The following is a 25,402-nucleotide window of genomic DNA, read 5'->3' as shown; positions in this document are numbered from 1 at the left end:
GACAAACTCCATGTAATCCCTGTTGTCATAACTGGCAGAATGCAAGAGATTCTGCTGGTTCATGACTATCCATTAAAGTCCGTCTGTGCTTTCCAGAAAACAACAATTTTATTGTTAAATCGAGTTAATTTGAACAACAATTAATTTTCATTTGACTTATCTTTGCCAGCTTTCGCCCTATCATACAAAATCTTGAATTGAATCAACGAGCCAAGCTTTGCATGTCCTGGCTATACACTTTACTATTTCAAGATATGGGGAGCAGCATGAAAAGAACTTGCTACGCTTTGACTCTGGGATTGCTTGTCAGCGTTTCTTTCCAGGTGGCTGCAGTAAACAGAAGCACAGAAGCCGAGGCTCTGGCCCTGATACAAAAAGCCCAGGAATACATCAAAATACATGGTGTGGAGAAAGCCATTATCGAATTCAACAGACTGGACAGCCCTTTCAACTCTGTCAGTGAGATCAATAAAAAGGGTGATCTTTATCTGTACACGCTGGACCAGAAAGGCTATCAGTCTGTGCATGGCAAAAATCCCAAGATCGTTGGCAAAGTCATGCTCGACATGCGTGACCAGGATGGTGTATTGCTGATCAAGGAGATGGTGGAAAAATGTTTTTCCAATGGCAAAGGATGGGTAAATTATCGCTGGCCCAACCCTGTCACCAAAGACCTGGAAAAGAAAAGAGGCTATGTTGAAAGAGTTCCAGGACAAGATTTCTGTCTGGGAACAGGGGTATACTATTAAGATTAAGGCGGCTTGGCTGATATTTGGCTGACATAGCGGCGCACCAACGAGACAAACAACAAATATTTACGCAAGGGACAGGCATGGCAACATCGGTTGAACGACCCAAAGTTGCTGGTGTCATTTTCCTGCTACTTGCAGGTCTGACAATTGCTGCCATTATTTTGCAAACCTGGTGGGCAGTCTCGCAAGACCGTAGCGTCACTTTTAAATCTGAATATGAAAATGGCCTGGTAGCTGTCCGCCTGTTGGAAGAGCATGCTACCCAGACCCTGCGCGAGGCAGACGGTAACCTTAGCACCGTCATTCAGGCCATACAGTCTATCAGCCGGGAACGTGAACTCAATGACGATATCATCCGCGAACTGATCACCAAGGCACAACCCTTCAACAAGGTATTAAAAGCACTGCAATATGTCAATCCATCGGGCAAAGCCTTTGTCAGCACCATAGATTATCCAGCCTATCAGGTCGATGCAGATGAAAGAACTTATATTCCGCTATTGCTGAAACATCCCGAGATCAGGCATGCCGTGATTGGCCATCCCTTTCAGCGTTTTTACGATACTGAACTCGTCGTACCCATCGCACGTAATCTGTTTGCAGACAATGGCAAACATCTGGGTATTATCAGTACCGACATCAGCGTTTCTTATTTCAGTTCTGTGTATGCCAGGGTTGCCAAAGATAGCAAGGCGATGGTCTCTTTATTCACTGAGGATGGTACTGTCATCGTGCGCTTTCCCTTTGATAAAGAATATGTGGGCAAAGAGATACGGCAATCACCAATTATCAAAGATTTGCTCAAGCAAGCCGTTGAAGGCAGCTTCAGGGATAGCCGGTTTCTCGATGAAAAAAATCAGATAGAACGGCTATACACTTATCGCAAGATCGCTGGTTTTCCCATTGTTTCTGTATTTGCGCGTGACAATGATTCAATTCTCGCCGCATGGCGCGACCGCACACGCGACCGCATAGTGTTTTCAGGCGCCACGATACTTTTGCTGAGTACGCTGACATTTTTACTATGGCTGCATATACGCCGCCTGCATCGCTCTGAAAACTCACTCAGAACATCGGAAATGTCACTTCGCATCAGCGAAAGCAAATTTGTTAATTTATTCAAGTATTCTCCGGTGCCGCTGGCATTAATCACATTGAGCAATGATCAATTTGTAGAAATTAACGATAGTCTTGCCAGGCAGACTGGCTTTGCCACTGATGAAATTCTGGGAAAGACTCCGCAGGAATTACAGCTATGGGAGGATATTGCATTACGCTCTGTTTACCTGAAACTACTTAACGAGCAGGGCTTTGTCGACCAATTTGAAATGAGGTTCCGCTACAAGGATGGCAGCATAGCGACTTGCTTATTGTCTTCACGTTTGCTGGAGTCAGATGGCGACAGAATGGTCATTTTTACGCCTATCGATATCAGCCGTATCCGCGGTATCGAAAACGAAATGCGCCAATTGAATTCCGAACTGGAAGAACGTGTAGGGCAACGCACCTGCAGTCTGGAAAAAACCAATGAAGAACTGAGCATAGCGCTCGACAGTTTGACCGCCATGCAGGACGAGTTGATACGTTCTGAAAAAATGGCAGCCCTGGGCTCACTGGTCGCGGGCATTGCCCATGAACTCAATACCCCCATAGGTAATAGCGTTACCGTTGCCTCCACCATACATGATCATGCGAGTAGCATGGAGAATGAATTATCAAGCAGCCAACCTCGTCGTTCCATCCTGGCACAATTGACACAGGAGACCATCAAAGGCGCCAATATACTGGTTCGTAACCTGGATAGAGCAGCTCAGCTTATTGTCAGTTTTAAACAGGTAGCAGTGGATCAATCCGGCAATCAGAGACGTCGCTTTAACCTGTGTGCCACCCTGAATGAAATTCTGGTCACCCTGGAACCCATGTATAGCAGGAGCAAACATCACCTGCATATTGAACTGGCACCTGAGGTCATGATGGAAAGCTACCCGGGGGCATTGGCGCAAATTCTCACAAACTCCGTCAATAATTCGCTGACGCACGCCTTTGAGCACAAAGAGCAAGGAAATATGTATCTGAAGACCAGGCTTTGTGGAATGAATCAGGTAGAAATTATCTTCAGCGATGACGGAAGCGGTATTTCGTCCGAACATCTGGCACGCGTATTTGATCCCTTCTTTACGACAAAACTGGGGAAAGGTGGATCAGGCCTGGGTATGCATATCGTCTACAACCTGGTCACTGATGTACTGGGCGGTAAAATTGAACTCTATAGTGAGCCAGGTCAGGGAACAACGCTCAGCTTGTTACTTCCACTGATTGCACCAGTTAAACAAACTGACAGATTTGCTGCGTAGAAGCAAGTAGAAGCGCTAATCCACGAATGCAAAATTCATGACGAGGGGTAGATTGAGGGGAATTTTAAAACAGGAAGTTGGCGAGCCTGGTCTGCGGCACTTGCGGTAAGTGACTGTGGCTGCTTCGTTCCCGACCTGACCAGATTGGCCACGCCGCAATGCGCAGGGGCCCGCCAAGGCGCATTATATCGCATCAGACACAAACTTGCAGCACTTTGGCCATAATAAGCCTGACAAGGGACCTGGCTCACTCCAGGAAAACCCGTTCAATCCACAATTTCTCCTTTCCGTCCTTGCCCAAGCTGGTTTCATCGCATCTTTCCATTTGCGCATTCCATTTACATAAGATATGTCTGCCCGCGCCAACCGCGCAAGGAGCAGTTCAATCACAACAAGGATAAAAGCATGGAACTTCGCATACAACAACTATCAAAACAATATAGTAACGGCGTACAGGCACTCAATGATATCAACCTGACCATACCCGCCGGTATGTTTGGTTTACTGGGGCCGAATGGTGCAGGCAAATCAACCCTGATGCGCACGCTGGCGACATTACAGGATGCTGACTCAGGCACTGCTCTGCTGGACAATATCAATATCCATGAACAAAAAGATCAGATACGCCGTTTGCTTGGTTATCTGCCACAAGATTTTGGGCTTTATCCCAAGGTCAGCGCTTATGACTTGCTGGATCACTTTGCAGCCCTGAAGGGTTTGGACAATCGCAAGCAGCGCAAAGAAGTGGTGGAGGCTTTGCTGCATCAAACCAATCTCTACAACGTCAAAAGCAAGCATCTGGGTGGCTTTTCTGGCGGCATGCGCCAGCGTTTTGGTATTGCCCAAGCGCTGCTTGGTGACCCGAAACTGATCATCGTCGATGAACCAACAGCTGGCCTGGACCCGGAAGAACGGGTACGCTTCCATAATTTACTGGCAGATATAGGCTCAGAAAAAATCGTCATCCTCTCCACCCATATCGTGGAAGATGTGGCTGACCTGTGCAACAACATGGCTGTCATCAACAAAGGCCAGGTCATACTGACCGGACAACCACTTTCTTTGATCGCGCAGATACAGGGGAAAATCTGGAAACGCTTTATAGAGAAGACTGAACTGGCAGCTTGCCAGCAAAAGTATCAACTCATCTCCAGCCGCCTGACCTCGGGCCGTACCCTCATCCACGTGTATGCACATACACAGCCAGATAGCAGCTTTGAGGCCACCCAGGGTAATCTGGAAGATGTGTATTTTTCTGCGATGGCTGGCTTGCTGTCCAGCTCTGCTACCTTGCCAGTTCAACGCGCAGCCTGAGGAGTCGTCATGTTAGCGATACTTATGTTTGAGCTGCGTCAAAAGGCACGCAGCCTGTCCAGCTATGTCTATTTTCTGGTTTTCTTTTCCCTGGCCCTGCTATGGATGGCAGCAGCAGGTGGTTTATTCACTGGTGCGTCCATCGGTTTCGGTGGCAAGGTTTATATCAATGCACCAATGGCAGTTTTTCAAAGCATCACCTTTCTTGGCTATCTGGGCATCAGTACAGTCGCTGCATTAATGGGGCAAGCGACACACCAGGATATTGAACACCACACCTGGCATTTTTTCTACAGTGCCCCCATCAGCAAATTCCAATATCTTGCAGGCCGGTTTTCAGGCGCCCTGTTGACTTCCATCATCATCTTTTCCGGTCTCGGTCTGGGTGCATGGCTGGGTTGCTATTTGCCGGGCATAGAAGCCGTCAGGTTGGGCGTAGTACAGCCTTTGTCATATCTCATGCCCTATCTGTATGCGATTTTGCCAAACTTCATTATTTTTGGTGGCATTTTCTTTACTCTTGGCGCACTCACCCGCCGCATGATGCCAGTGTATGTGGCCAGTGTACTTTTGATTATTGGCTATCTGGTCGCCCGTTCATTGCGGGCTGATCTGGATAACAAGACCATGGCTGCCCTGCTTGATCCCTTTGGTTCTTCTGCAGTCAGCATGATGACTGAATACTGGAGCATAGCTGACAAAAATACCCGCCAGATTGCGCTGGATGGTGTTTTCCTTATCAACCGTCTGATATGGCTGAGTCTTGGTCTTGCCAGTCTGGCGCTGTGCTACTGGCGCTTTAAATTCGCTACCATCAACACGACAGGCAGGCAAAAGAAAGAAAAGGTAGTGGCTACCCCAGTCGCAGTACAACTGCAAAAAGTGACGCCCAATTTCACCGGTAACAGGGGCTTGAAGTTGCTGTACGCCGAAAGCATGTTGAATTTGCGGGAATCAGTAAAAAACGTGTATTTCATCGTCATGCTGCTGGCGGGTGTTTTGTTCATGTTTGCGATTTCCAGCTCCATCACCAAAATGTTTGGCACACCCACTTACCCCGTGACTTATGCGGTACTGGAGATTCTCAGCGGCAGCTTTAGCATATTCATGCTCGCCATCACCACTTTTTACGCAGGTGAACTGGTGTGGCGTGAAAGAGATGCCCGCATTGCGCAATTACTCGATGCTCTGCCCGTCCCCAATTACCTGCCATTCACTGCAAAACTGATCGCACTGATCGCCTTGCAGGGCATCATGCTTTTCGTGCTGATGTTATGCGGCATCCTGCTGCAGACTATCAAAGGCTATACCAATTATGAGATAGCCCAATATGTACAGCAGCTGTTTTTAATGCAGTGGCCGGAATATGCCTTGTTGGCAGTCCTCGCGATTTCCTTGCAAGTTATCGTCAATCACAAGTACCTGGCTTATTTCATGATCGTGCTGTATTACGCTGCCACGATAGCCTTGCCAGCAATGGGTATTGAACATCCCATGTTCCGCTATGCAGTGACACCACATATCATTTACTCAGATATGAATGGCTATGGCCACATGCTGGCAACATCACGCTGGTATCTGAGTTACTGGACTGGTGCAGCTTTGGTACTGGTGAGCCTGTCTTTGATGATGTGGGTACGCGGCACGACTACCGATTTCCGCCTGCGTTTACGCTTGGCAAAACAGGCTTTCACAGGCGGTAATTCGATTTTGCTGCTGGGGGGCACCAGCATTTTCGTGTTGACTGGCGCTGCCATCTTTTATTTTACAAATATCCTCAATCCCTACCAAAACCAGTTTGCAGAGCAAGCCGACAATGCCCACTATGAAAAACTTTATAAACAATATGCCATCCAGGCACAACCACGCATCAGCGATGTCAAATTGAATGTAGATATCTACCCTGAAACGCGGAGCGCGAATATCAAAGGAAGCTATCAACTGGTCAATCGCAGCAAGCAGGCTATCCAAGAGATTTTTATTACGCAAAAAGAAGATGTAGACATCGTCAAGATGGAATTCGATTTTGCCAATGAAAAAAATATAGTCGATAACAAACTGGGGTTTCATAGCTACAAGCTGGAAAAGCCGCTGGCAGCGGGTGAAAAATTGAATCTCAATTTTGAACTCAGAATCGCACCCAAAAACTTTCTGGGCATGAGCCAGGGCAGCCCTCTTTACTATAACGGCAGCTTCTTTAACAGCATGTTGATGCCGCATATAGGCTATCAGCCAGCACTGGAACTCCGCGAGGATAAAACCAGGCGTGAACATGGATTACCTGAAAAAGAGAGAATGGCAGAAAGGGATGATCCCAAGGCATTGGAAAACAGCTATATTGCCAATGATGCCGACTGGATTAATTTTGATGCAATAGTGTCCACCTCGGCAGACCAGATGGCTGTTGCGCCTGGCACCTTAAAGCGCCAGTGGCAAGAACATGGCCGTAATTATTTTCACTACGTGCCCGAGCTGCCTATCTTGAACTTTTATGCCTTCCTGTCTGGTCGTTATGAAGTGAAGCAGGCGCAATGGCAAAACATCCCCATAGAAATCGATTATCACAAAGGGCATGAATACAATGTAGACCGCATGGTAAAAGGCGTACAAAAGTCTCTGGATTACTACACCAAAAACTTTGGCCCGTATCAGCACAAACTGGTTCGTATCATCGAATTTCCACGTTATGCCAGTTTTGCCCAGGCTTTCCCTAACACCATACCGTTTTCAGAAAGCATAGGTTTCATTGCCCGCGTCGATGACAACAATCCCAAAGAAGTTGATTATCCATTCTATGTAACAGCGCATGAAGTCGCCCATCAATGGTGGGCACATCAGGTCATCTCGGGCAATAGCAAGGGTGGCACAGTGCTGGTAGAAACCCTGGCGCAGTACTCTGCCCTGATGGTCATGAAGCATACCTATGGTGATGCAACCATGCGCCGTTTCCTGCAGTTTGAACTCGACAGGTATCTGCAAGGCCGCAGCCAGGAAAGGAAAAAAGAATTGCCGCTGGCGCAAAATGAAAATCAAGACTACATCCACTATGCCAAAGGCAGCCTGGCCATGTACTTGCTGCAAGACCAGATAGGTGAAGACAAAGTCAATCAAGCTCTGCGCGAAGTCATTGCCCGCCATGCCAACAAGGGTGCACCTTACCCTAGCAGCACAGCCCTGACCAGGGCCCTGCGCGAAGTCACGCCAGTTGAGCAGCAATATGTGATTGATGATCTGTTTGACTCCATCACCCTGTATGAAAACCGCGCCATTTCAGCAACTGCCAAACCCTTGCCAGACGGTCAGTACGAAGTATCACTCAAAGTCACCAGCAATAAGCTCAAGGCAGATGAACTGGGTGTAGAAAAAGAAGTCCCTCTGAAAGACTGGATGGATATAGGCATAGACGACAAAGATGGCAAACCCTTGCTGCGTCAACGCCAGCTCATCAAGCAAAAAGAAATGGAGTTCAAACTCATTGTCAAAGGCTTGCCTGCTAAAGCTGGCATAGACCCGGACATCAAGTATGTTGATCGTAAGCCAGATGATAATTTGGTCAAGATTGAAATAACGAACAAGTAAATCCCCCATAAGCACGAACAAAGGCGAACCTCAAGAGTTCGCCTTTGCCATTTCAACATACGCTGCAATCAGAAACTTGCGTGCAGGCTGACACGCAAGGCACGAGGTGAACCGGGTGTGATATTGCTGTTGCTATTGGCAAAAACATAGTATTTTCTATCCAGCAAGTTCTCTACATTCACCTGCACATTCATCGTTTTATTCGGCCCATAATATACAGCGCCATCCAGGCGACTAAAGCCCGGCACAGTCACTGCATTATCCGTCGCCGCAAAGATCGCACTGCGATACACAATCCCCAGACCTGCTCCCCAAGCGGGATTGAAGTCGTAGCGATTCCATAAGGATGCACTGTGCTGTGGCACCTGTGCCAATGTCGCACCTGCCAATACAGTGGCCGACTGAGTCTTGGTAATCTTTGCATCCTGATAGGCGTAACCGCCCATGATGCTCCAATTGCGGTTGATTTTCCCATTGAATCCCACCTCCAAGCCTTTGCTGCGCTGACCATCCACCAGGACAGTCTTGCTGTTATCTGCCGGATCTGCAATGGCAACATTGCTACGATCAAGTTGATAAATGGCTGCACTGGCCGTCAGGTCAGGATTAATATCCCATTTGAGACCCAGTTCCAGATTCCTGAATTTTTCTGGATCCAGGTTTTTATTGCTCAGGCTCAAAGAGGACAATTGATCTCCGGCTCGCGGTACAAAGGCCAGGCTGTAACTGGCATAAACCGCTACTTCCTTGACCGGTTTGAATACCAGACCAAGACGTGGAGAAACAGGTGTATCTGCGGTTTTCAGATTTTCTGCCGTACGCTTGTTGGTGAAATCCACGTCGAAGCTGTCGCGACGCAAACCAGCCATCAATTGCCATTGCGGCGACAATATCATCTGGTCTTGCAGATAAACTGACTTGCTGGTGACTGTACCGCTGTTACTGGCATCCGTCATAGATGGCCTGAAAGTCACTGGCGTATTTGCCATTGGGCTGGATAATGGCACATTGATGGACGTAATATTAGGGCCGAGGGCAAGGAAATAAGCAGTGTTGCGCAAGTTATCGGTTTCCTGACGACCCAACTCCAGACCGGCCACAAACTTGTGGCTTATACCGCCCGTGTTCAAACCAAAGATCAAATCAGTCTGATTAAAGAAGTTCTTGCGCCGGGTTGCATTGTTATAACCAGACAGAGCAACCGTCGTGCCTGCAGTATTCAAAGTGCCTGGCACGATGTTTTGATAAAACTTGTCGTATTCAGCGTAGCGTGTGCGGTTACGCAGATTCCATCCCTGACCAAAATCATGGTCAATAAGCGCAGACAGGGCGTCGACCCTGGCCCAGGTCGTATTGATGTCGGGATTACCAAAAAAAGTGCCTGCATCTGTATCCAAAGGACGTCCCTGATAGGATGGTACACCACGGTCAGCCGTTCTTTCATCCTTGAAATGTTCATAGGCGACAGCAAGCAAAGTATCACTGCCAAGACGCACTGAGAGAGATGGATTCACACCCGATCGCTTAAGCTTGAAGCCCTGGCGATAACTGCCAGAATCTTCAACGACAGCATTGATGCGCACGGCTGTATTATCGGTAATACCCTGGCCCACGTCAGCCGTCATGCGACGATGGTTCCATGATCCCAAAGTGATACCGGCCTCACGCACATCACGCCATTCAGGCTGCTTGGTGACGCGGTTAATGATGCCACCAGAACCACCACGACCAAAAATCATTGCATTTGAGCCCTTCAAGGCTTCAACACTATCGATATTGTAAAAATCCCGGTAATACTGCACGTCGTCACGGATGCCATCCACATAAAAATCGCCAGTGGAACTATTACCGCGGAACACCGCCGTATCGCGATTCCCCTCCCCCTGCGCTGCAACGATACCAGGCACATAGCGGACGACATCACCAAGGCTTTGCATGCTTTGGTCGCGGATCAGGTCTTTACTGATAACAGTCACGGCCTGAGGCGTGTCCAGCAACAAGGTATCAGTTTTGGTGGCTGTTATTGTCGACTTGGCGCGATAAGTTTTCTCGGTGCTACTGGTGATCTGCACTTCTGGTAAGGCGGATTCAGGTGTCTGCGACTGGGCAAAGACGGGCAAAATTACACTGCTGAGCAAAGCAGCTATAGGGGTCAGGCGGGCTTTCATGAACTTCCTTGCATATCAGTTAATCTACTGGCTGGCTGATAGACAAGGCTATTGGCTGGCTAATTTTTGATTTCCCATCATAAATGCGAATCAATATTATTTGCATTGACATCGATCAAGCGATCTCTATCGCATGAAAAATGGTAAATATATTTCCAGATTTGCTTTTCAATTGTGAACTTTCAGACCAAAATATGGCCTCAAGTGCAAGGGGTAATATCACTACGCAGAAAATATGCGTCTCTGTATTAATGGGCGCCAATGCATATTAAATAAACAATAAGTCACACGCCCCTGCATTTGTGACACATTCATCAATCCAAACTGGACCACTAACCATGCATAAACATCTTGTTCGCAACTTGTTCGCTGTTGCATTGACTCTGCCAAGCTTTGCCTTTGCCGCTCACCCCAGTGAGACGGAAGCAGACCGCTGGAATTTAAATGACATGTATCAGACCAAGGCTGATTGGGATAAAGACGCAATGACACTGGAGGTTCAGTTAAAACAGTTTCAAACCTGCAGCGGCCATCTGGGTGACAATATTGCGCGCTTCAAGACTTGCCTGGATTTGAATGCTGACTTGTGGAAGCGCTATGCCCGTTTGTCCAGCTATGCATTCCAGTTCCGCGATCAGGATACTGGTGACAATGCCGGTGCAGACCTGGGCCAGCGCTCGGACATTTTGGGCAGTAAAGTGGAAGAAGCAACGTCCTTCCTCAGGCCAGAAATTTTGAGTATAGGTGCAAAAAAAATACAGGCTTTCCAGACCAAAGAAAAAGGTTTGAAAATCTATGAGCATCAACTGGATGATATCTTGCGCTCCGGCAAGCATACTCTGGATAAAAAAGGTGAAGAAATTGTTGCTACATTTGGCATGGCAACCAATACTGCCAGCGCAGTGTATTCCACCTTGTCAAATGCTGATATGCCCTGGCCCAAGGTCAAATTATCGACGGGTGAAGAAGTACGCATAGACCAGTCTGCCTATACCAAATACCGCGCGGCCCCCAACCGTGCTGACCGCCAGCTGGTATTTGATACATTCTGGGGCAAGTGGAAAGAATTTGAACGCAGCTATGGCGTTACTTTTTACGAACAGTTGAAGCGCGATTCGGCGTATGCCAAGATACGCAATTATCCAGATTCCTTGACGCAGGCACTGGACAATAACAAGTTGCCACGTGAAGTTTACGACATGCTGGTGACGCAAACCCGTGCCAATCTCCCTACCCTGCACCGCTACTTCAAATTACGTGCCAAACTGCTAGGTGTAAAAGATTTGCGCTATTTCGATATCTATCCACCACTGGTATCTGGCGATTTCAAATATCCTATTAAAGACGGCGTCAAACTGGTGCTGGAATCAGTCAAACCACTCGGTGATGACTATGCCAAGGCCATGACCAAAGCCACGACTGAGCGCTGGATGGACGTCTATCCTCGTCCACGCAAACGCTCGGGTGCTTACATGAATGGCGCAGCCTATGACGTGCACCCCTATCTGCTGTTGAATTACAACGATGATTATGAATCTGTTTCAACTCTGGGGCATGAATGGGGCCATGCCATGCATTCCTACCTGGCCAATAAGCATCAGCCATTTATCAGCGCAGACTACCCCACTTTCACGGCAGAAATTGCTTCAACCACCAATGAAGTCTTCTTGCTGGACCACATGCTGAAGATTGCCAAGAGCGATGACGAGCGCCTGCTATATCTGGGTTCTGCACTGGAAAACCTGCGTGGTACATTCTTCCGCCAGGCCATGTTTGCCGACTTTGAGCGTGAAGTACATGCCAAGGTGGATAAAGGTGAATCCCTGACTGGTGAAGCACTGTCGAAAATCTATGGCGACATTCTGAAAAGCTATCATGGTGACAAAGAAGGTGTCATGAAGATAGATGATACTTATGCCGTAGAATGGGCGTATATTCCCCATTTCTACAATCGCTTCTATGTATTCCAGTACGCCACTTCCATCGCTGCCGGATCCATGTTTGCAGATGAGATTTTGAAGGGCCAAACAGGTGCCAGGGATAAATACCTGAATATCCTGAAAGCTGGTGGTTCTGCCTACCCTTATGAACTGGTCAAGGGCGCAGGTGTTGATCTGGCCTCACCTGCCCCTTATCAGGCAGTATTCGTGCGCATGAATAAGATCATGGATCAGATTGAAGCGATACAGGCAAAACGTTAATACATCAAGCAAGCATCAAGTAAGTCAGACAGAAGCTGAATCAAAAGCTGGATAAGTTTCTGAATATGAAAAAACCCTGCCTCTCGCCAACTCTGGCGAGAGGCAATTTATTTTCAAAGTAACGGAAGAAAAATGCAAAAGAAATTCTTATTTCTAAGCTTGGCAATTCCTGCCCTGTCCTTCGCGGCAGAAGGTATGTGGACCATGGACAATTTGCCAGTCAACAAGCTGCAGACAGAATACGGCTTCAAGCCCAGTGCAGAATGGATTAAAAATACCATGTTGAGCTCGGTCAAGATGCCGGGTTGTTCTGGTTCTTTCGTCTCCAGGGATGGCCTGGTCATGACCAATCATCATTGCGCCTCCAACTGTATAGAGCAATTGTCGACGGCAAAACAAAATTATGTAGAAAACGGCTTTCTGGCAAAGAAGCGGGAAGAAGAGCAAGTCTGTCCAGCACTGGAATTAAATCGCCTGGAGGATATCAGCGACGTGACAGACGACATCAAAAAAGCCACTGCAGGTCTTGAAGGCGTAGATTTCAAGCAGGCACAGAATGCCATCTATGCCAAGCTGACGTCTGCCTGCGTGAATGGAGACAAAGAAAAAACCCGCTGTGATATCGTCGATCTTTATCATGGTGGCCGCTACCATCTGTATAAATACCACCGCTACACCGATACCCGCCTGGTATGGGCGCCAGAAAAAGCCATCGCCTTTTTTGGTGGAGACCCTGACAATTTCAATTTCCCGCGCTACGATCTCGACATCACCATGTTGCGTGTATATGAGAATGGCAAACCGGCTGATATTAAAAACTTTTTCCCTTTCAGCAAAACCGGGCCACAAGAAGGTGAAATGACTTTCATCACTGGTCACCCAGGCTCGACCCAGCGTCAATTGACCATGGCACAATTGAACAGCTTGCGAGATATAGGTCTTATCGATAACCTGCAACATTTGGCAGAGTTGCGTGGCGTACTCACACAGTACCGCAAAACCAGCCCGGAAGCAGCACGCACTGCCGATCACCTGTTGTTCAGTACAGAAAATAGCTATAAAGCTGGCGTGGGCAGGTTAAAGACCCTGCTGGACCCGGAATTCATCGCCAGCAAGCAAGCAGAAGAAGCCGCCTTGCGCCAGTTTGTTGAATCCAAACCTGAACTCAAGGCGAAAGTCAGTGGCGCCTGGGATGCGATTGCGAAAGCGCAGGAAAGCTATCGCCAGTTACATAGAATCTCCAGCATGACAGAGGCTGGTGCTGCGTTCTCCAGCGATTATTTCCGCATCGCCCGTAACCTGGTCAGGGCGGCAGATGAAAAAATAAAAAACAATGCAGATCGTCTGCCAGAATTTACCGATACGCGGCTGCCAACTGTGCAGCAAATGGTATTTTCCACAGCGCCGATTTACCCTGAATTCGAAAAAATAAAACTGGCACATTCCCTGACCAAAATGCGTGAAGACCTGGGTACCAATCATGCATTCGTCAAACAGGTATTAGGCAAACTCTCGCCAGAACAGCTGACAGAAAAACTGGTCAGCAAAACCCGGCTGGCAGATATTGAATACCGCAAAACCTTATGGAATGGCGGCAAGGAAGCCATTGCACAATCTGATGACCCCTTCATCAAACTGGCACTGGCAGTCGATGCTGAATCGCGCAGTGTACGCAAGCGTATGGAACAGGAAGTGCAGACAGTTGTACAAAAAAATTCAGAATTGATTGCACAAGCCCGCTTTATCCAGACGGGCACCAGCGTGTATCCTGATGCCACCAGCACCCTGCGCCTGTCTTATGGCGAAGTCAAAGGCTGGCAGTCCGGAGAAAACACCGTCAAGCCCTTTACCAATTTTGCAGGAGCGTTTGAGCATGAAACAGGTGCCTATCCATTTGCCTTGCCTGCGTCCTGGCATGCTGCAAAAAGCAAACTGAATATGCAACAGCACTACAATTTCGTGACCAATAATGACATCATAGGCGGCAATTCAGGCAGCCCCCTCATCAACAAGAATGGTGAAATTGTCGGCCTGGTCTTTGATGGCAACATTCACTCCCTGGGTGGCGCGTTCTGGTTTGATGAACGCAGCAACCGTAGTGTCGCTGTACACAGTGGCGGCATACTGGAAGCAATGGACAAGATTTACCATGCCCAGGAATTGCTGAAGGAATTGAACGGCAAGTAATATTCACTGCAGTAAGAAACAAGAGAGCCGCGCTAGTACCAAGCAGTGTGGCTTTTTTATAAACAATCCCATTACAGACCAGCACTTTTGATCCTGATCAACAGCTCCCTCCCTGCTCCAAAGTAAAGTAAGGAAAAGAATAGTGAGGAGGCTCTTCATGTCAGTCAGAAATATCTACCCTGCTTCGCTGCGCATCATTCAGGACGAACATGAACATTTGTCTTCAGTCATACAAGGCATGCGCTATTTCGTCCGGCAAATAGAAAGCGGCGGCAATGCGCCTGATTTGAAAGTATTCCGGGCCATGCTGTACTACATCATGGAATACCCTGAAAAAGTTCATCACCCGAAGGAAGATCTGTACCTGTTCGCTAAAATCAAGGAGAGGACACATCAACTTGACGGTGAACTTGATGCCTTAAGCGAGCAGCACAGCAAAGGCGAACTGATGGCGCACAAACTATTTCATGCCTTGCTGGATTATGAATTTGGTGGAAAACCTGCTTTTGCGCAGTTCCGTGATCTGGTAGAGCAGTACGCCCTTTTTTACTTCGCCCACATGCGGGCAGAAGAAGAACGCATCATGCCTGTGGCCAGGCAAGTACTGAATGACAAGGATTGGAAAGAAGTTGACGCAGCGTTTCTGGAAAACCGCAAAATGCTGGATGATGCTGGCAATCGTTATAAATACGAGCAACTGTTCTCACTCATCGTCAACATCGCACCCGCACCTATCGGCGTTGGAGACCCTATCTAAGTAAAAACTAGCGCCGTGAAGACAGAACAATGCCACCAACGATACAGATAAAAGCCAACGCATGAAACAAATGTGGCGTTTCCCCCAAAAATGCGGATGACATCAGGGCTGCAAACAACGGGGTCAGATTATTGAAAAAAGCGGCGATATTCGGCCCCACTCTTTGCACACCCAAGCCCCAGCAACGAAAAGCGATTACCGCAGGACCGACAGCGACAAAGGCCAGCGCAGCGAATAGCATGGGGCTCCAGTGTATGGACGGTTTGGTCACTGCCCATTCAGTTGCAGAAAATAAGCCTGACCACAATACGCCAAAGCTGACTTGCGCCAATAAGAAATGAGCCCAGTGATTGCGCAACTCACCATCGCTACCCCGCGTCAGCAGCCAGCTATACACTGACCAGGTGATGGTGGCAATGATCATGAAAATGTCACCAGGAACCAGATGTAGTGACAGCAATTGCCTTATTTCACCGCGGCTTAAAACAATCAACACACCGATGATAGACAATACTGCACCAGCCAATTGCCAACGCGAGACCTTGGCCTGAAAAAACAGGCTACCGACCATCATCATCCACACCGGCATGCTGGCAGCAACCAGGGTGACGTTAATCGGCGTAGAACTCTGCAAAGCCAGGTATTGCAAGGCATTGTACAAACCCACACCCAGCAAACCCAGCACCGCATAACGCCGCCAGTTACGCCACAAGATGCTGTCACGGCGATAGATATGGAAAGCCATGGGCAAAAGAATCAAGAAGGCCAATACCCAGCGTATGAAGTTCAGCGTGATAGGTGGCACCATCTCATGTATCATGCGCCCGACCACAGCATTGCCCGCCCAGAGCAAAGGCGGTATGACAAGCAAGAAAATTGTCGCAGGGTTCAGTTTATGATTCATGAATTTCAGCAGGTCTATAAAAAAAGCAGGCAGTATCAGGTGTATTAACCCGTCTGTCTGCCTGCCCTCAGCATACAACAAGCAAACAAGCTCTGCCTGCGGCCATGCAAATCCATCTCAAATGACAGCTAGCGCTGCAAACTCTCCCACACTTTTTGCAGGCGCTTGACGGACACTGGCATGGGAGTTCGCAACTCCTGGGCAAATAATGAAACCCTGAGTTCTTCCAGCAACCAGCGGAACTCCAGAAGTTTGGGATCAGCATCAATACCAGTCTTGCGTGGATGACGCTGCCAGGCCTGGGCCACGCTATTCCATTCAGCCAGCAACTTCTGGTCACGCGCAGGGTCGGCACGCAGTTTGTCCATGCGTACCGTGATCGCTTTCAGGTAACGTGGGAAATGCGACAACTGTGTGAAGTCATTTTCTGCGATAAAGCGTTTGGTCACCAGCATTTGCAATTGCGCCTGCATATCCGCAGCAGCTTGCGCATGCGCCTTGATACCCTGCAGCTTCTTGGGCAAGCCATGGTATTCGGCCAGTATCTGCGCGGCTGTGCGGGCAATTTCATTGGCCAGCAAATTCAATCTGGCCTTGCCTTCATCACGTCTTTTATTGAACTCACCTGAATTCGCAGGCAAAGGACTTTGCAAGAAAGCGCTTTCTATCGCCACCTGGATAATCTGGTCACGCAATTCTTCTTGTGAACCCAGCGCCATGAATTGCATGCCCATTTGCTGCAAGCCTGGGATGTTTTTTTCCAGGAACTTGATCTGCTCTTTTAATTGCAAGGCAAACAGGCGTCGCAAACCTACGCGATGTATGCGGCCTGCCTCATCCGGGTCATCAAACACTTCAATATGGCAATGCGTGAGTTTATCCACCAGTGCCGGATAACCAATCAGAGTTTGCTTGCCTTGCTGGACTTCCAGCAATTCGGGCAGGCTGTCAAAAGTCCATGCAGTAAGGTTTTCTTGTTTGAATGCCGGTACGGCAGAAGCAGTCTGGACATTGGCAGTCGCAGGTTTTCCGGCATGACGGACCGACTTGTCTTCTGCTACAGGAGCCTGCCTGGTCACAACCGGACTTGTATCCAGCAGGGCCAGTTTCTCGGCGCTGGCAATGCGCTGAAAACTCTCACGTGCCTGGCCACCAAATTCAGCCCGCAAGCTGGCCAGGTTACGTCCCATTTCCAGTTGGCGACCATGCTCATCAACAACTTTGAAATTCATCGTCAAATGGACGGGCACGGTCTCAAATTTGAAATCCGTGGTCTTGCACAGCAAACCTTTTTGTTCACGTATGTCGGCAATCACTGCATCGAGGAAATTGCCTTTGCCAAAATCATTGCGCTCACAAAAGCCAGCCGCATATTCTGGTATAGGTACACAATGGCGGCGTATCTTTTGCGGCAAGGACTTGATCAGCAAATGCACTTTCTCTTTCAGCATGCCTGGCACCAGCCATTCACAACGGTCTGCGGATACCTGGTTCAATGAAAACAAAGGCACGGTCAGAGTCACCCCATCGCGTGGGCTGCCTGGTTCAAAGTGATAGCTGAGCAGCAAAGCCACGCCAGAGACTTGCATGGTCTTGGGGAATAAATCCGTGGTCACGCCTGCTGCTTCATGGCGCATCAGCTCGTCCTTGTTCAGGTACAAGAGTTTGGGGTTGGCCTTGGTCGCTTCCTTATGCCATTGTTCAAACAAAACTGCATTCCACACATCTGCTGGCAAGTGCTGATCATAAAAAGCCACGATCAGTTCTTCATCCACCAGCACATCCAGGCGACGTGATTTGTGTTCGAGGTTTTCTATCTCGCGCACCAGTTTCTGGTTATAGGCAAAGAAAGGCGCACGGGTATCAAACTCGCCTTCGACCAGGGCATCGCGGATAAACATCTCGCGTGCCTCAACAGGGTGCGTCAAACCATACTGGGTACGGCGCTGGATATACACGACCAGACCATACAGGGTGGCGCGTTCAAAAGCAGACACCTGACCAGCACGCTTTTCCCAACGGGGTTCACCATAGGATTTTTTCAGCAGGTGTTCGCCAATTTTTTCCAGCCATTCCGGATTGATCTGAGCGATGCAGCGGCCGTACAGACGTGTGGTATCCACCAGCTCAGCCGCCATGATCCAGCGCCCGGCTTTTTTGGCCAGGGTAGAACCTGGCCAGATATAAAATTTGATACCACGTGCACCGAGGTAATGCGCTTCTTCATCCGACTTGTAACCTATATTGCCCAGCAAACCCGTCAACAATGACAGATGCAATTGCTCATAGGTGGCAGGCGCTTCATTCAAACGCCAGCCCTGTTCCTTGACGATAGTCAGTAACTGTGAATGTACTTCACGCCATTCACGCAAGCGCATCTGACTCAGGAAATTGGCACGGCAATTGTCTTGCAACTGGCGATTGGTTTTCTTATGCTCAATAGCATCTTCGAACCACGCCCAGATTTTCAGATAAGACTGGAATTCAGACTTTTCATCAGCAAATTTCTTGTGCGCCATGTCCGCAGCGGCTTGCGCATCCATAGGACGGTCACGCGGATCTTGCACCGACAGGGCAGCAGCAATGATCAACACTTCTTGCAAGGCCTGGTTGTCGCGCGCTGCCAGGATCATACGACCCACACGCGGGTCCAGCGGCAATTTCGCCAACTGCCTGCCCACCGGCGTCAATTGATTGACTTCGTCCATCGCCCCCAGTTCTTGCAAGAGCTGATAACCGTCAGCAATCGCCCGGCCTGGTGGCGGTTCTATGAAAGGGAAAGTTTCAACATCAGTCAGGCGCAAGGACTTCATGCGCAAGATGACGGCAGCCAGTGACGAGCGCAAAATCTCTGGCTCGGTAAATTTTGGCCTTTGCAAATAATCCTGCTCATCGTACAAACGTATGCACACACCTGCAGCAACGCGGCCGCAACGACCTGCGCGCTGATTGGCAGCAGACTGGGCAACCGCCTCTATCTGCAATTGCTCGACTTTATTCCGGTAGCTATAGCGCTTGACGCGTGCCAAACCCGCATCAACAACATAGCGTATGCCTGGCACAGTCAGCGAGGTTTCCGCCACATTGGTCGCCAGAACAATACGACGCGCATTCGAGGTCTTGAATACCCTTTCCTGTTCTTGCGCCGACAAGCGGGCGAACAGTGGCAAAATTTCTACGTGTGGTGGATGATGTTTGCGCAAGGCCTCGGCAGCATCGCGAATTTCACGCTCACCAGGCAAAAATACCAGCACATCGCCAGAGCCTACACGGCACAATTCATCAACGGCGTCGGTAATCGCCGTCATCAAATCGCGTTCTTTATCTTTTTCTGTGTCCTGTATGGGGCGATAGCGCACTTCTACCGGGTACAAACGACCTGATACTTCGATCACGGGTGCTGGCTTTGGCTCGGCACCTCTGGTATCAGCAAAGTGATTGGCAAAGCGCTGCGCATCTATTGTGGCTGAAGTGATGATGATCTTCAGGTCACGCCGCTTGGGCAGCAATTGCTTGAGGTAACCGAGCAGGAAATCAATATTCAGGCTGCGTTCATGCGCCTCATCGATAATGATGGTGTCATATTGTTTTAACAGCGGGTCGGTCTGGGTTTCTGCCAGCAAGATACCGTCAGTCATCAACTTGACCGACGCCCCCTTGCTCAGGGTATCGGTAAATCGGACTTTAAAACCTACATTTTCACCCAGCGGCGAATTCAATTCTTGCGCAATGCGCTTGGCGGTAGACGAAGCAGCGATCCGGCGCGGCTGGGTGTGGCCTATCAGGCCTTTTTGCCCGCGCCCCAGTTCCAGGCAAATCTTTGGTAGCTGCGTGGTCTTGCCTGAACCAGTTTCACCACAGACAATAATAACCTGATGCTTTTGCAAAGCCTCGGCAATTTCTGCACGTTTACCGGATACCGGCAATTCTTCAGGAAAGCTGATCGGTGGCAGAGCATTGCGAAAAGGTAAAGCCGGTTCTTCCCTGGCTGACACGGCTGTCTTTTGTTTGTTATTGTCTTTGCCGCTTTCTCTGCCAGTTTCTGCACCAGCCACGCGTCCTGACTGAGGTCTTGACTGCTGACGAGATCCTTGAGTCCTTGCTTGCTGCACTCGCGCAGGGCGCACTTGTTCTGCACCACTATCGTTAAGATTGCGCGGTTTGTTTTCTGGCACTTCAGACTTCGCGGTGGTTTCACGCAATTGTTGTCGAAGCTCTCGCAATCCCGATAAACCATCTATCGCACCGGGAATTGCTTTTTTGGGGGAGTTTTTAGGTGTTTGATTTGAAGACATAGCGTTGCGCATTATCCCAGATTTTCACGCCGTGCAGGAAATGTTGCTTTGATTACCATGAGAGACCCGCTTGCATGCAGCTTTCATACAAACAAATACCTGTGCACATATTTAACAACAAGCGTGAATTCATATAAATAAATCCCCTCTTTATTTATCCTATAATGAAACGAATGCGAATCTGCCGCTGCACGCTACTGTCATTGTGCCCACTTGTGTTCTGACTTGTGTACCAAGGTAAGTAGTCTAAGCATCACGGAAAGATGCATGTTCCAAATCCAGCTACGTGGAGGAGTCAAAAAATGAAAACCTGGATAACACTGTTCTTCACTATTTTGCTCACTGCCTGCGCCAGCCAACCCAGCCAGAAAATAGGCCATCTGCAATTAAATGACCAGGGATTCGCACCGCCATCCAAAACAGTCAAGACTGACGATGTAATGGCGCTTAGTGACGAAATGCGCGTCTATCTGAAAAACGAGATAGGCTCACAATTAAGAGGCAAATCTCCACAAAAAACTTTGTTCGATGCACTTTCAAGCAAAGGGCAGATAAGACTTGAATATGATGCCGAAATCACGCGCAATGCTGCGCAGGCATTCAGCGCACGTTCAGGTAATTGTTTGTCATTAGTCTTGATGACAGCAGCATTGGCAAAAGAACTTGGGATGGAAGTCCAATATCAAAATGTCCTTGTCGATGAATCGTGGAGCCGCAATAACGATATCTATTTTGCTGCCGGACATGTCAATATCGTCTTGGGCTATAAATCTGGATTCAGGAGTTTTACCCAGGAATATTCACAGTCCATGGTGATCGACTTTCTCCCCCCAAAAGACCTTCGCGGCCAACGATCGGAATTGATTAAAGAAGCAACCGTCATCGCCATGTATTTCAATAACCGGGCGGCAGAATCACTGGCACAACAACAAATCAACGACGCCTACTGGTTTGCCAGATCTGCCTTGATGAGTGATCCTGATTTTACGGCTGCCTACAATACCTTGGGTGTAGTTTACAGACAGCATGGTGATCTGGCATTGGCAGAAAGTGTATTCAGGCAAATACTGGGCAAAGATGCAGAAAATATCATGGCACTCAGCAATCTGATCGAGGTGTTACGCAAAACAGAACGCCGCGCAGAAGCGCAGGTTTACCTGAGCCGTCTGGAAAACTTGCAACCCTATCCCCCTTTCCATTTCTTCAACAAAGGTATGGCTGCCATGGAACGCGGTGACTATGTGGAAGCCAAGACACTGTTCAAACGCGAAATCAGGCGCGATCCCAACTATGATGAGTTTCACTTATGGCTGGCATTGGCACATTTAAGACTGGGCGAAACCCGGGATGCAGTAGATGAGCTGACACTGGCCAAGGCCAACAGCACAACCCGTAAGGCGCAAAATCTTTACGCCAGCAAACTGGAGAAAATCAAGGCAACATACTCGCACAATTGAAGAATTGCCAATAACCCGTCGCGCGCAATTGACAGTGCCTGACTTGAGGTTTTAGCTGCAATGACAACAATGTGGAAATCCGACCACGTTGTAATCCCATGCGCTTTTGCGTCTCAGATTATAATTGGCGGATGGAAAATCCCGTTCAATTCGTTCAATGGTTGCGCTCAGTCGCGCCCTACATTCATGCCTTCCGTGGAAAGACCTTTGTGGTCGCCTTTCCCGGCGAACTGGTCATGGCAGGCGCCCTGCCAGTTCTGGCGCAAGATTTATCACTTTTGCATGCGCTTGGCATCAAGATTGTCATCGTTCATGGTTCACGACCCCAGGTTGCAGAACAACTGGCCTTACGGAATGTAGAAGGCCGTTTTCATAATGGCATACGCATTACCGATACGGCAGCGCTGGAATGCTCGAAAGAGGCTGCTGGTGAGTTGCGCCTTGATATTGAAGCCGCGTTCAGCCAGGGCTTGCCAAACACGCCTATGGCCCACTCGGCGATACGTATCATTTCCGGCAATTTCGTCACGGCCAAACCGATAGGCATAGTCGGTGGAGTAGATTTTCAATTGACCGGCATCGCCCGCAAAGTGGCTTACGATACCATCCACCGCATCCTTGATGCCGGCAATCTGGTCTTGCTTGGCCCGCTGGGTTTCTCACCGACTGGCGAAGCTTTCAATTTGACGATGGAAGACGTTGCCGTTTCTGCTGCCACAGCCTTGCGTGCAGACAAGCTGATTTTCATTTCAGAAACACCGATGATGGTGGATCAGGATAATGATGAAATCCGCGAATTATCTTTCATGCAGGCGGAATTGGAATTAAAGGCCGGTTATTTGCCACTGGATTCGGCGTTTTATCTTGAGCATGCGATCAAGGCTTCACGCGGTGGTGTGCCACGTATCCATATTGTCCCATACAAGATGGATGGTTCTGCCTTGCTGGAATTATTTACCCATGATGGCGTGGGCACCATGGTGTCATCAGAAAACCTGGAAAGCTTGCGTGAAGCCACGATTGAAGATGTGGGCGGCATCATCAAACTGATAGAACCGCTGGAAGCCGATGGTACCCTGGTCAAGCGTGGTCGTGAACTGATAGAGCGCGAGATCAATTACTTCTCGGTCATCGAGCATGATGGCGTCATATTTGGGTGCGCAGCGCTGTATCCGTTCCCGTTTGAGAAAATGGCAGAAATGGCTTGCCTGACCGTTAACCCGGATGTGCAAAGCCAGGGCGACGGTGAACGGATACTCAAGCATATGGAAAAACGCGCACGCCGCGCCGGTTTCCACAGCCTGTTTGTGTTAACGACACGCACCGCACACTGGTTCCTGAAGCGCGGCTTTGTCAGTGCATCGGTTGATGATTTGCCAAAAGACAGACAAAAAATGTATAACTGGCAACGCAAGTCTCTGGTTTTGATCAAGCAACTCTAGAGCATTGACCGTATAATTCAGGCTGTTTTCAAGATTTACCAAGATACATATTAAGGAGTACCAATATGGCCCGTACGGTCCACTGCATTAAATTAGACAAAGAAGCTGAAGGTCTGGACTTTCCACCTTACCCTGGTGAATTGGGCAAAAGGATTTATGAAAGCGTGTCCAAAGAAGCCTGGGCTGCCTGGCTCAAACACCAGACCATGCTGGTCAATGAAAATCGCCTGAACCTCGCTGATACCCGTGCCCGCAAATATCTGGCAACCCAGATGGAAAAACATTTCTTTGGCGATGGTGCTGATGCTGCTACCGGCTATGTGCCGCCAACAGAATAATTGTACTGCCCATCAGCTGGACGCTAGCTGCACAAAATAAAGAAAGCCTGCATCTGCGGGCTTTCTTGCTTCAAAACGGGCTGTATCAATAGAACTCTATCTTGCCAGTTTCTACATCCAGCATGGCACCGATGATCTTGATCTGGCCTTTGTCGGCCATTTCTTTCAGTACCGCACTCTTCTCCGTTACTGCCTTGACTGTCATCTTGACATTCATCTCTGCCACGGCTTCGACAAAATGATGGTTCTTTGACGAGCGGTCGCTGCCATGGCTATCTGGCGTTGCCTTAACCGCAGGCATGATCTTCGCTACCAGTTGCGTCAGATTACCCAGATTGGCGTTATCACAAGCACCTTTGACGGCACCACAATGCGAGTGGCCGAGGACGACAATGGTTTTGGAGCCGACAACCTTTGCTGCATATTCAAGACTGCCGAGTATATCTTCATTAACGATATTGCCAGCTACCCTGGCAATGAACAAATCACCAATACCCTGATCAAATACCAGCGAGGGATCAGAACGTGAATCTATGCAACTGACGATACTGGCAAATGGAAATTGACCATCATGACCGGTTGCCTTGACCTGCGCAGGCAAATCACGTTTGAGCATATTGCCGGATACAAAGCGCTGGTTACCCTCTTTCAGCATACTGATTGCAACGTCAGGGCTGATCTTGCTTTGCATGGCTTGGTTCATTGCCACTCTGATGACAGGCTGGCTTGCCGTTGGCGACTGCGTTGCACAGGCCGACATCAATAATGCTGTCGTCAATGCGGCGATGAAGCTTAATGATGTGCTTGTCTTTTTATTTATATTCGTATTCATTTGCATAATCCCCTCATAAGATTGAACAACGGACGATTTCCCATTCACATTTAATTAATTGCCCATATTTACAGCAGGCCAGCCTGAAGTATTCCCTTGCTGATTTCAGAACTGCAAGGTTTTGACACCTTCTGCAGTCCCCAGCAAGCAAACATTTGCACCTTGACGTGCGAATAAACCAACTGTCACTACACCAACGATATTGTTAATCTGAGCTTCCATAGCGCGTGGATCATGGATTTGCATACCATGCACATCCAAAATCATATTGCCATTGTCAGTTAGCAGTGGCTGCCCATCCTTCATACGCAAACGCGCCTCGCCGCCCAATGCATTGAGCTTGCGTGCAACGACAGCGTATGACATGGGGATCACTTCTACCGGCAAAGGGAACTTGCCCAGCGCATCCACCAGCTTGGAACCATCAGCGATACAGACAAATTTTTCAGCAACAGAAGCAACGATCTTTTCACGCGTCAATGCCGCACCGCCCCCCTTGATCATGGCACCTTGTGGCGTTATTTCATCCGCGCCATCAATATATACCGGCATGGATGTCACTTCATTCAAATCCAGCACGGTAATACCGTGAGAACGCAAGCGTGCTGCCGTCACCTCGGAAGAGGCAACCGCTGCTTTGATTTTGTGCTTGATCTTGGCTAGCTCATCAATAAAAAAGTTCGCCGTAGAACCTGTACCTACGCCAACAATTTCACCTTCTACTACATAAGCAATTGCCGCCTGGGCGACGGCAAGTTTCAATTCATCTTGAGTCATGGTGCATTTCCATCATAGTTTAAAAATTGGCGGGATTTTACAGTA

15 protein-coding genes and 1 other RNA gene are annotated in these 25,402 nt (G+C 48.7%); 10 read left to right on the top strand and 6 right to left on the bottom strand.

Annotated features, from left to right (window positions below; genetic code table 11):
* Positions 1-266 precede the first annotated feature (266 nt).
* Both AC3WQT_RS06190 and AC3WQT_RS06185 read left to right on the top strand, forming a co-directional pair.
* Positions 267-749 carry a cache domain-containing protein gene (locus AC3WQT_RS06190; protein ID WP_492702914.1) on the top strand — a complete coding sequence of 161 codons (483 nt, stop codon included), beginning with the start codon at positions 267-269 and terminating at the stop codon, positions 747-749.
* Between the two features lie 83 nt (positions 750-832).
* On the top strand, positions 833-3,106 hold the full coding sequence (locus AC3WQT_RS06185; RefSeq protein ID WP_492702913.1) for an ATP-binding protein: 2,274 nt from the start codon (positions 833-835) through the stop codon (positions 3,104-3,106).
* A 76-nt stretch (positions 3,107-3,182) separates the two neighbouring features.
* Here AC3WQT_RS06185 and ffs read toward each other — a convergent pair.
* An RNA gene (gene ffs, locus AC3WQT_RS06180) (signal recognition particle sRNA small type) lies at positions 3,183-3,281 on the bottom strand.
* 230 nt (positions 3,282-3,511) lie between these two features.
* Here ffs and AC3WQT_RS06175 point away from each other — a divergent pair.
* On the top strand, positions 3,512-4,420 hold the full coding sequence (locus AC3WQT_RS06175; protein WP_492702912.1) for an ABC transporter ATP-binding protein: 909 nt from the start codon (positions 3,512-3,514) through the stop codon (positions 4,418-4,420).
* 9 nt (positions 4,421-4,429) lie between these two features.
* Positions 4,430-7,999, top strand: a complete 3,570-nt coding sequence (locus AC3WQT_RS06170) for an ABC transporter permease/M1 family aminopeptidase (protein WP_492702911.1) — start codon at positions 4,430-4,432, stop codon at positions 7,997-7,999.
* 68 nt (positions 8,000-8,067) lie between these two features.
* Here the strand turns inward: AC3WQT_RS06170 and AC3WQT_RS06165 are convergent, their stop codons facing one another.
* Entirely contained in the window at positions 8,068-10,167 is a 2,100-nt protein-coding gene (locus AC3WQT_RS06165; RefSeq protein WP_492702910.1) for a TonB-dependent receptor, read from the bottom strand.
* Between the two features lie 338 nt (positions 10,168-10,505).
* Here AC3WQT_RS06165 and pepF point away from each other — a divergent pair, with 338 nt between their 5' ends.
* From pepF to AC3WQT_RS06150, 3 genes are all read left to right on the top strand, one after another.
* Positions 10,506-12,368 carry an oligoendopeptidase F gene (gene pepF, locus AC3WQT_RS06160; RefSeq protein WP_492702909.1) on the top strand — a complete coding sequence of 621 codons (1,863 nt, stop codon included), beginning with the start codon at positions 10,506-10,508 and terminating at the stop codon, positions 12,366-12,368.
* Between the two features lie 132 nt (positions 12,369-12,500).
* Positions 12,501-14,555, top strand: coding sequence for a S46 family peptidase (locus AC3WQT_RS06155; protein ID WP_492702908.1), 2,055 nt, complete (start codon positions 12,501-12,503; stop codon positions 14,553-14,555).
* A gap of 157 nt (positions 14,556-14,712) precedes the next feature.
* Positions 14,713-15,312 carry a hemerythrin domain-containing protein gene (locus tag AC3WQT_RS06150; protein ID WP_492702907.1) on the top strand — a complete coding sequence of 200 codons (600 nt, stop codon included), beginning with the start codon at positions 14,713-14,715 and terminating at the stop codon, positions 15,310-15,312.
* Positions 15,313-15,319: 7 nt separating this feature from the next.
* On the opposite strand, the gene AC3WQT_RS06145 is transcribed toward AC3WQT_RS06150, so the two are convergent.
* Together AC3WQT_RS06145 and hrpA are read right to left on the bottom strand one after the other, a co-directional pair.
* A complete protein-coding gene (locus AC3WQT_RS06145) occupies positions 15,320-16,216 on the bottom strand; it encodes a DMT family transporter (protein WP_492702906.1) in 897 nt (298 codons plus the stop codon).
* Between the two features lie 128 nt (positions 16,217-16,344).
* Positions 16,345-20,511, bottom strand: coding sequence for an ATP-dependent RNA helicase HrpA (gene hrpA, locus AC3WQT_RS06140; RefSeq protein ID WP_492702905.1), 4,167 nt, complete (start codon positions 20,509-20,511; stop codon positions 16,345-16,347).
* Positions 20,512-20,813: 302 nt separating this feature from the next.
* Here hrpA and AC3WQT_RS06135 point away from each other — a divergent pair, with 302 nt between their 5' ends.
* The 3 genes from AC3WQT_RS06135 (at position 20,814) to AC3WQT_RS06125 (ending at position 23,748) form a co-directional block, all read left to right on the top strand.
* The gene (locus AC3WQT_RS06135; protein ID WP_492702904.1) at positions 20,814-21,968 is read left to right on the top strand and encodes a tetratricopeptide repeat protein; all 1,155 of its coding nucleotides are present in this window, start codon (positions 20,814-20,816) and stop codon (positions 21,966-21,968) included.
* 131 nt (positions 21,969-22,099) lie between these two features.
* The gene (argA, locus tag AC3WQT_RS06130) at positions 22,100-23,410 is read left to right on the top strand and encodes an amino-acid N-acetyltransferase (RefSeq protein ID WP_492702903.1); all 1,311 of its coding nucleotides are present in this window, start codon (positions 22,100-22,102) and stop codon (positions 23,408-23,410) included.
* A 65-nt stretch (positions 23,411-23,475) separates the two neighbouring features.
* Positions 23,476-23,748, top strand: coding sequence for an oxidative damage protection protein (locus tag AC3WQT_RS06125; RefSeq protein ID WP_110253792.1), 273 nt, complete (start codon positions 23,476-23,478; stop codon positions 23,746-23,748).
* A gap of 85 nt (positions 23,749-23,833) precedes the next feature.
* Here AC3WQT_RS06125 and AC3WQT_RS06120 read toward each other — a convergent pair whose 3' ends face one another.
* Both AC3WQT_RS06120 and rpiA read right to left on the bottom strand, forming a co-directional pair.
* A complete protein-coding gene (locus tag AC3WQT_RS06120) occupies positions 23,834-24,580 on the bottom strand; it encodes a carbonic anhydrase family protein (RefSeq protein WP_492702902.1) in 747 nt (248 codons plus the stop codon).
* 105 nt (positions 24,581-24,685) lie between these two features.
* Complete coding sequence (gene rpiA / locus AC3WQT_RS06115; protein WP_492702901.1) at positions 24,686-25,357, bottom strand: ribose-5-phosphate isomerase RpiA; 672 nt, start codon at positions 25,355-25,357, stop codon at positions 24,686-24,688.
* Between the last annotated feature and the right edge of the window lie 45 nt (positions 25,358-25,402).

The organism is Undibacterium sp. FW305-107 (genome assembly GCF_058788535.1).
This window is presented reverse-complemented; position numbering and strand designations above follow the sequence as displayed.

Bases quoted from the DNA above. Each gene is read 5' to 3' on its own strand.
- pepF (WP_492702909.1), top strand. From the start codon at position 10,506: ATGCATAAACATCTTGTTCGCAACTTGTTCGCTGTTGCATTGACTCTG.
- AC3WQT_RS06190 (WP_492702914.1), top strand. From the start codon at position 267: ATGAAAAGAACTTGCTACGCTTTGACTCTGGGATTGCTTGTCAGCGTT.
- rpiA (WP_492702901.1), bottom strand. From the start codon at position 25,357: ATGACTCAAGATGAATTGAAACTTGCCGTCGCCCAGGCGGCAATTGCT.
- AC3WQT_RS06145 (WP_492702906.1), bottom strand. From the start codon at position 16,216: ATGAATCATAAACTGAACCCTGCGACAATTTTCTTGCTTGTCATACCG.
- AC3WQT_RS06125 (WP_110253792.1), top strand. From the start codon at position 23,476: ATGGCCCGTACGGTCCACTGCATTAAATTAGACAAAGAAGCTGAAGGT.
- AC3WQT_RS06120 (WP_492702902.1), bottom strand. From the start codon at position 24,580: ATGAATACGAATATAAATAAAAAGACAAGCACATCATTAAGCTTCATC.
- AC3WQT_RS06155 (WP_492702908.1), top strand. From the start codon at position 12,501: ATGCAAAAGAAATTCTTATTTCTAAGCTTGGCAATTCCTGCCCTGTCC.
- AC3WQT_RS06150 (WP_492702907.1), top strand. From the start codon at position 14,713: ATGTCAGTCAGAAATATCTACCCTGCTTCGCTGCGCATCATTCAGGAC.
- argA (WP_492702903.1), top strand. From the start codon at position 22,100: ATGGAAAATCCCGTTCAATTCGTTCAATGGTTGCGCTCAGTCGCGCCC.
- AC3WQT_RS06170 (WP_492702911.1), top strand. From the start codon at position 4,430: ATGTTAGCGATACTTATGTTTGAGCTGCGTCAAAAGGCACGCAGCCTG.
- AC3WQT_RS06135 (WP_492702904.1), top strand. From the start codon at position 20,814: ATGAAAACCTGGATAACACTGTTCTTCACTATTTTGCTCACTGCCTGC.
- AC3WQT_RS06175 (WP_492702912.1), top strand. From the start codon at position 3,512: ATGGAACTTCGCATACAACAACTATCAAAACAATATAGTAACGGCGTA.
- hrpA (WP_492702905.1), bottom strand. From the start codon at position 20,511: ATGTCTTCAAATCAAACACCTAAAAACTCCCCCAAAAAAGCAATTCCC.
- AC3WQT_RS06165 (WP_492702910.1), bottom strand. From the start codon at position 10,167: ATGAAAGCCCGCCTGACCCCTATAGCTGCTTTGCTCAGCAGTGTAATT.
- AC3WQT_RS06185 (WP_492702913.1), top strand. From the start codon at position 833: ATGGCAACATCGGTTGAACGACCCAAAGTTGCTGGTGTCATTTTCCTG.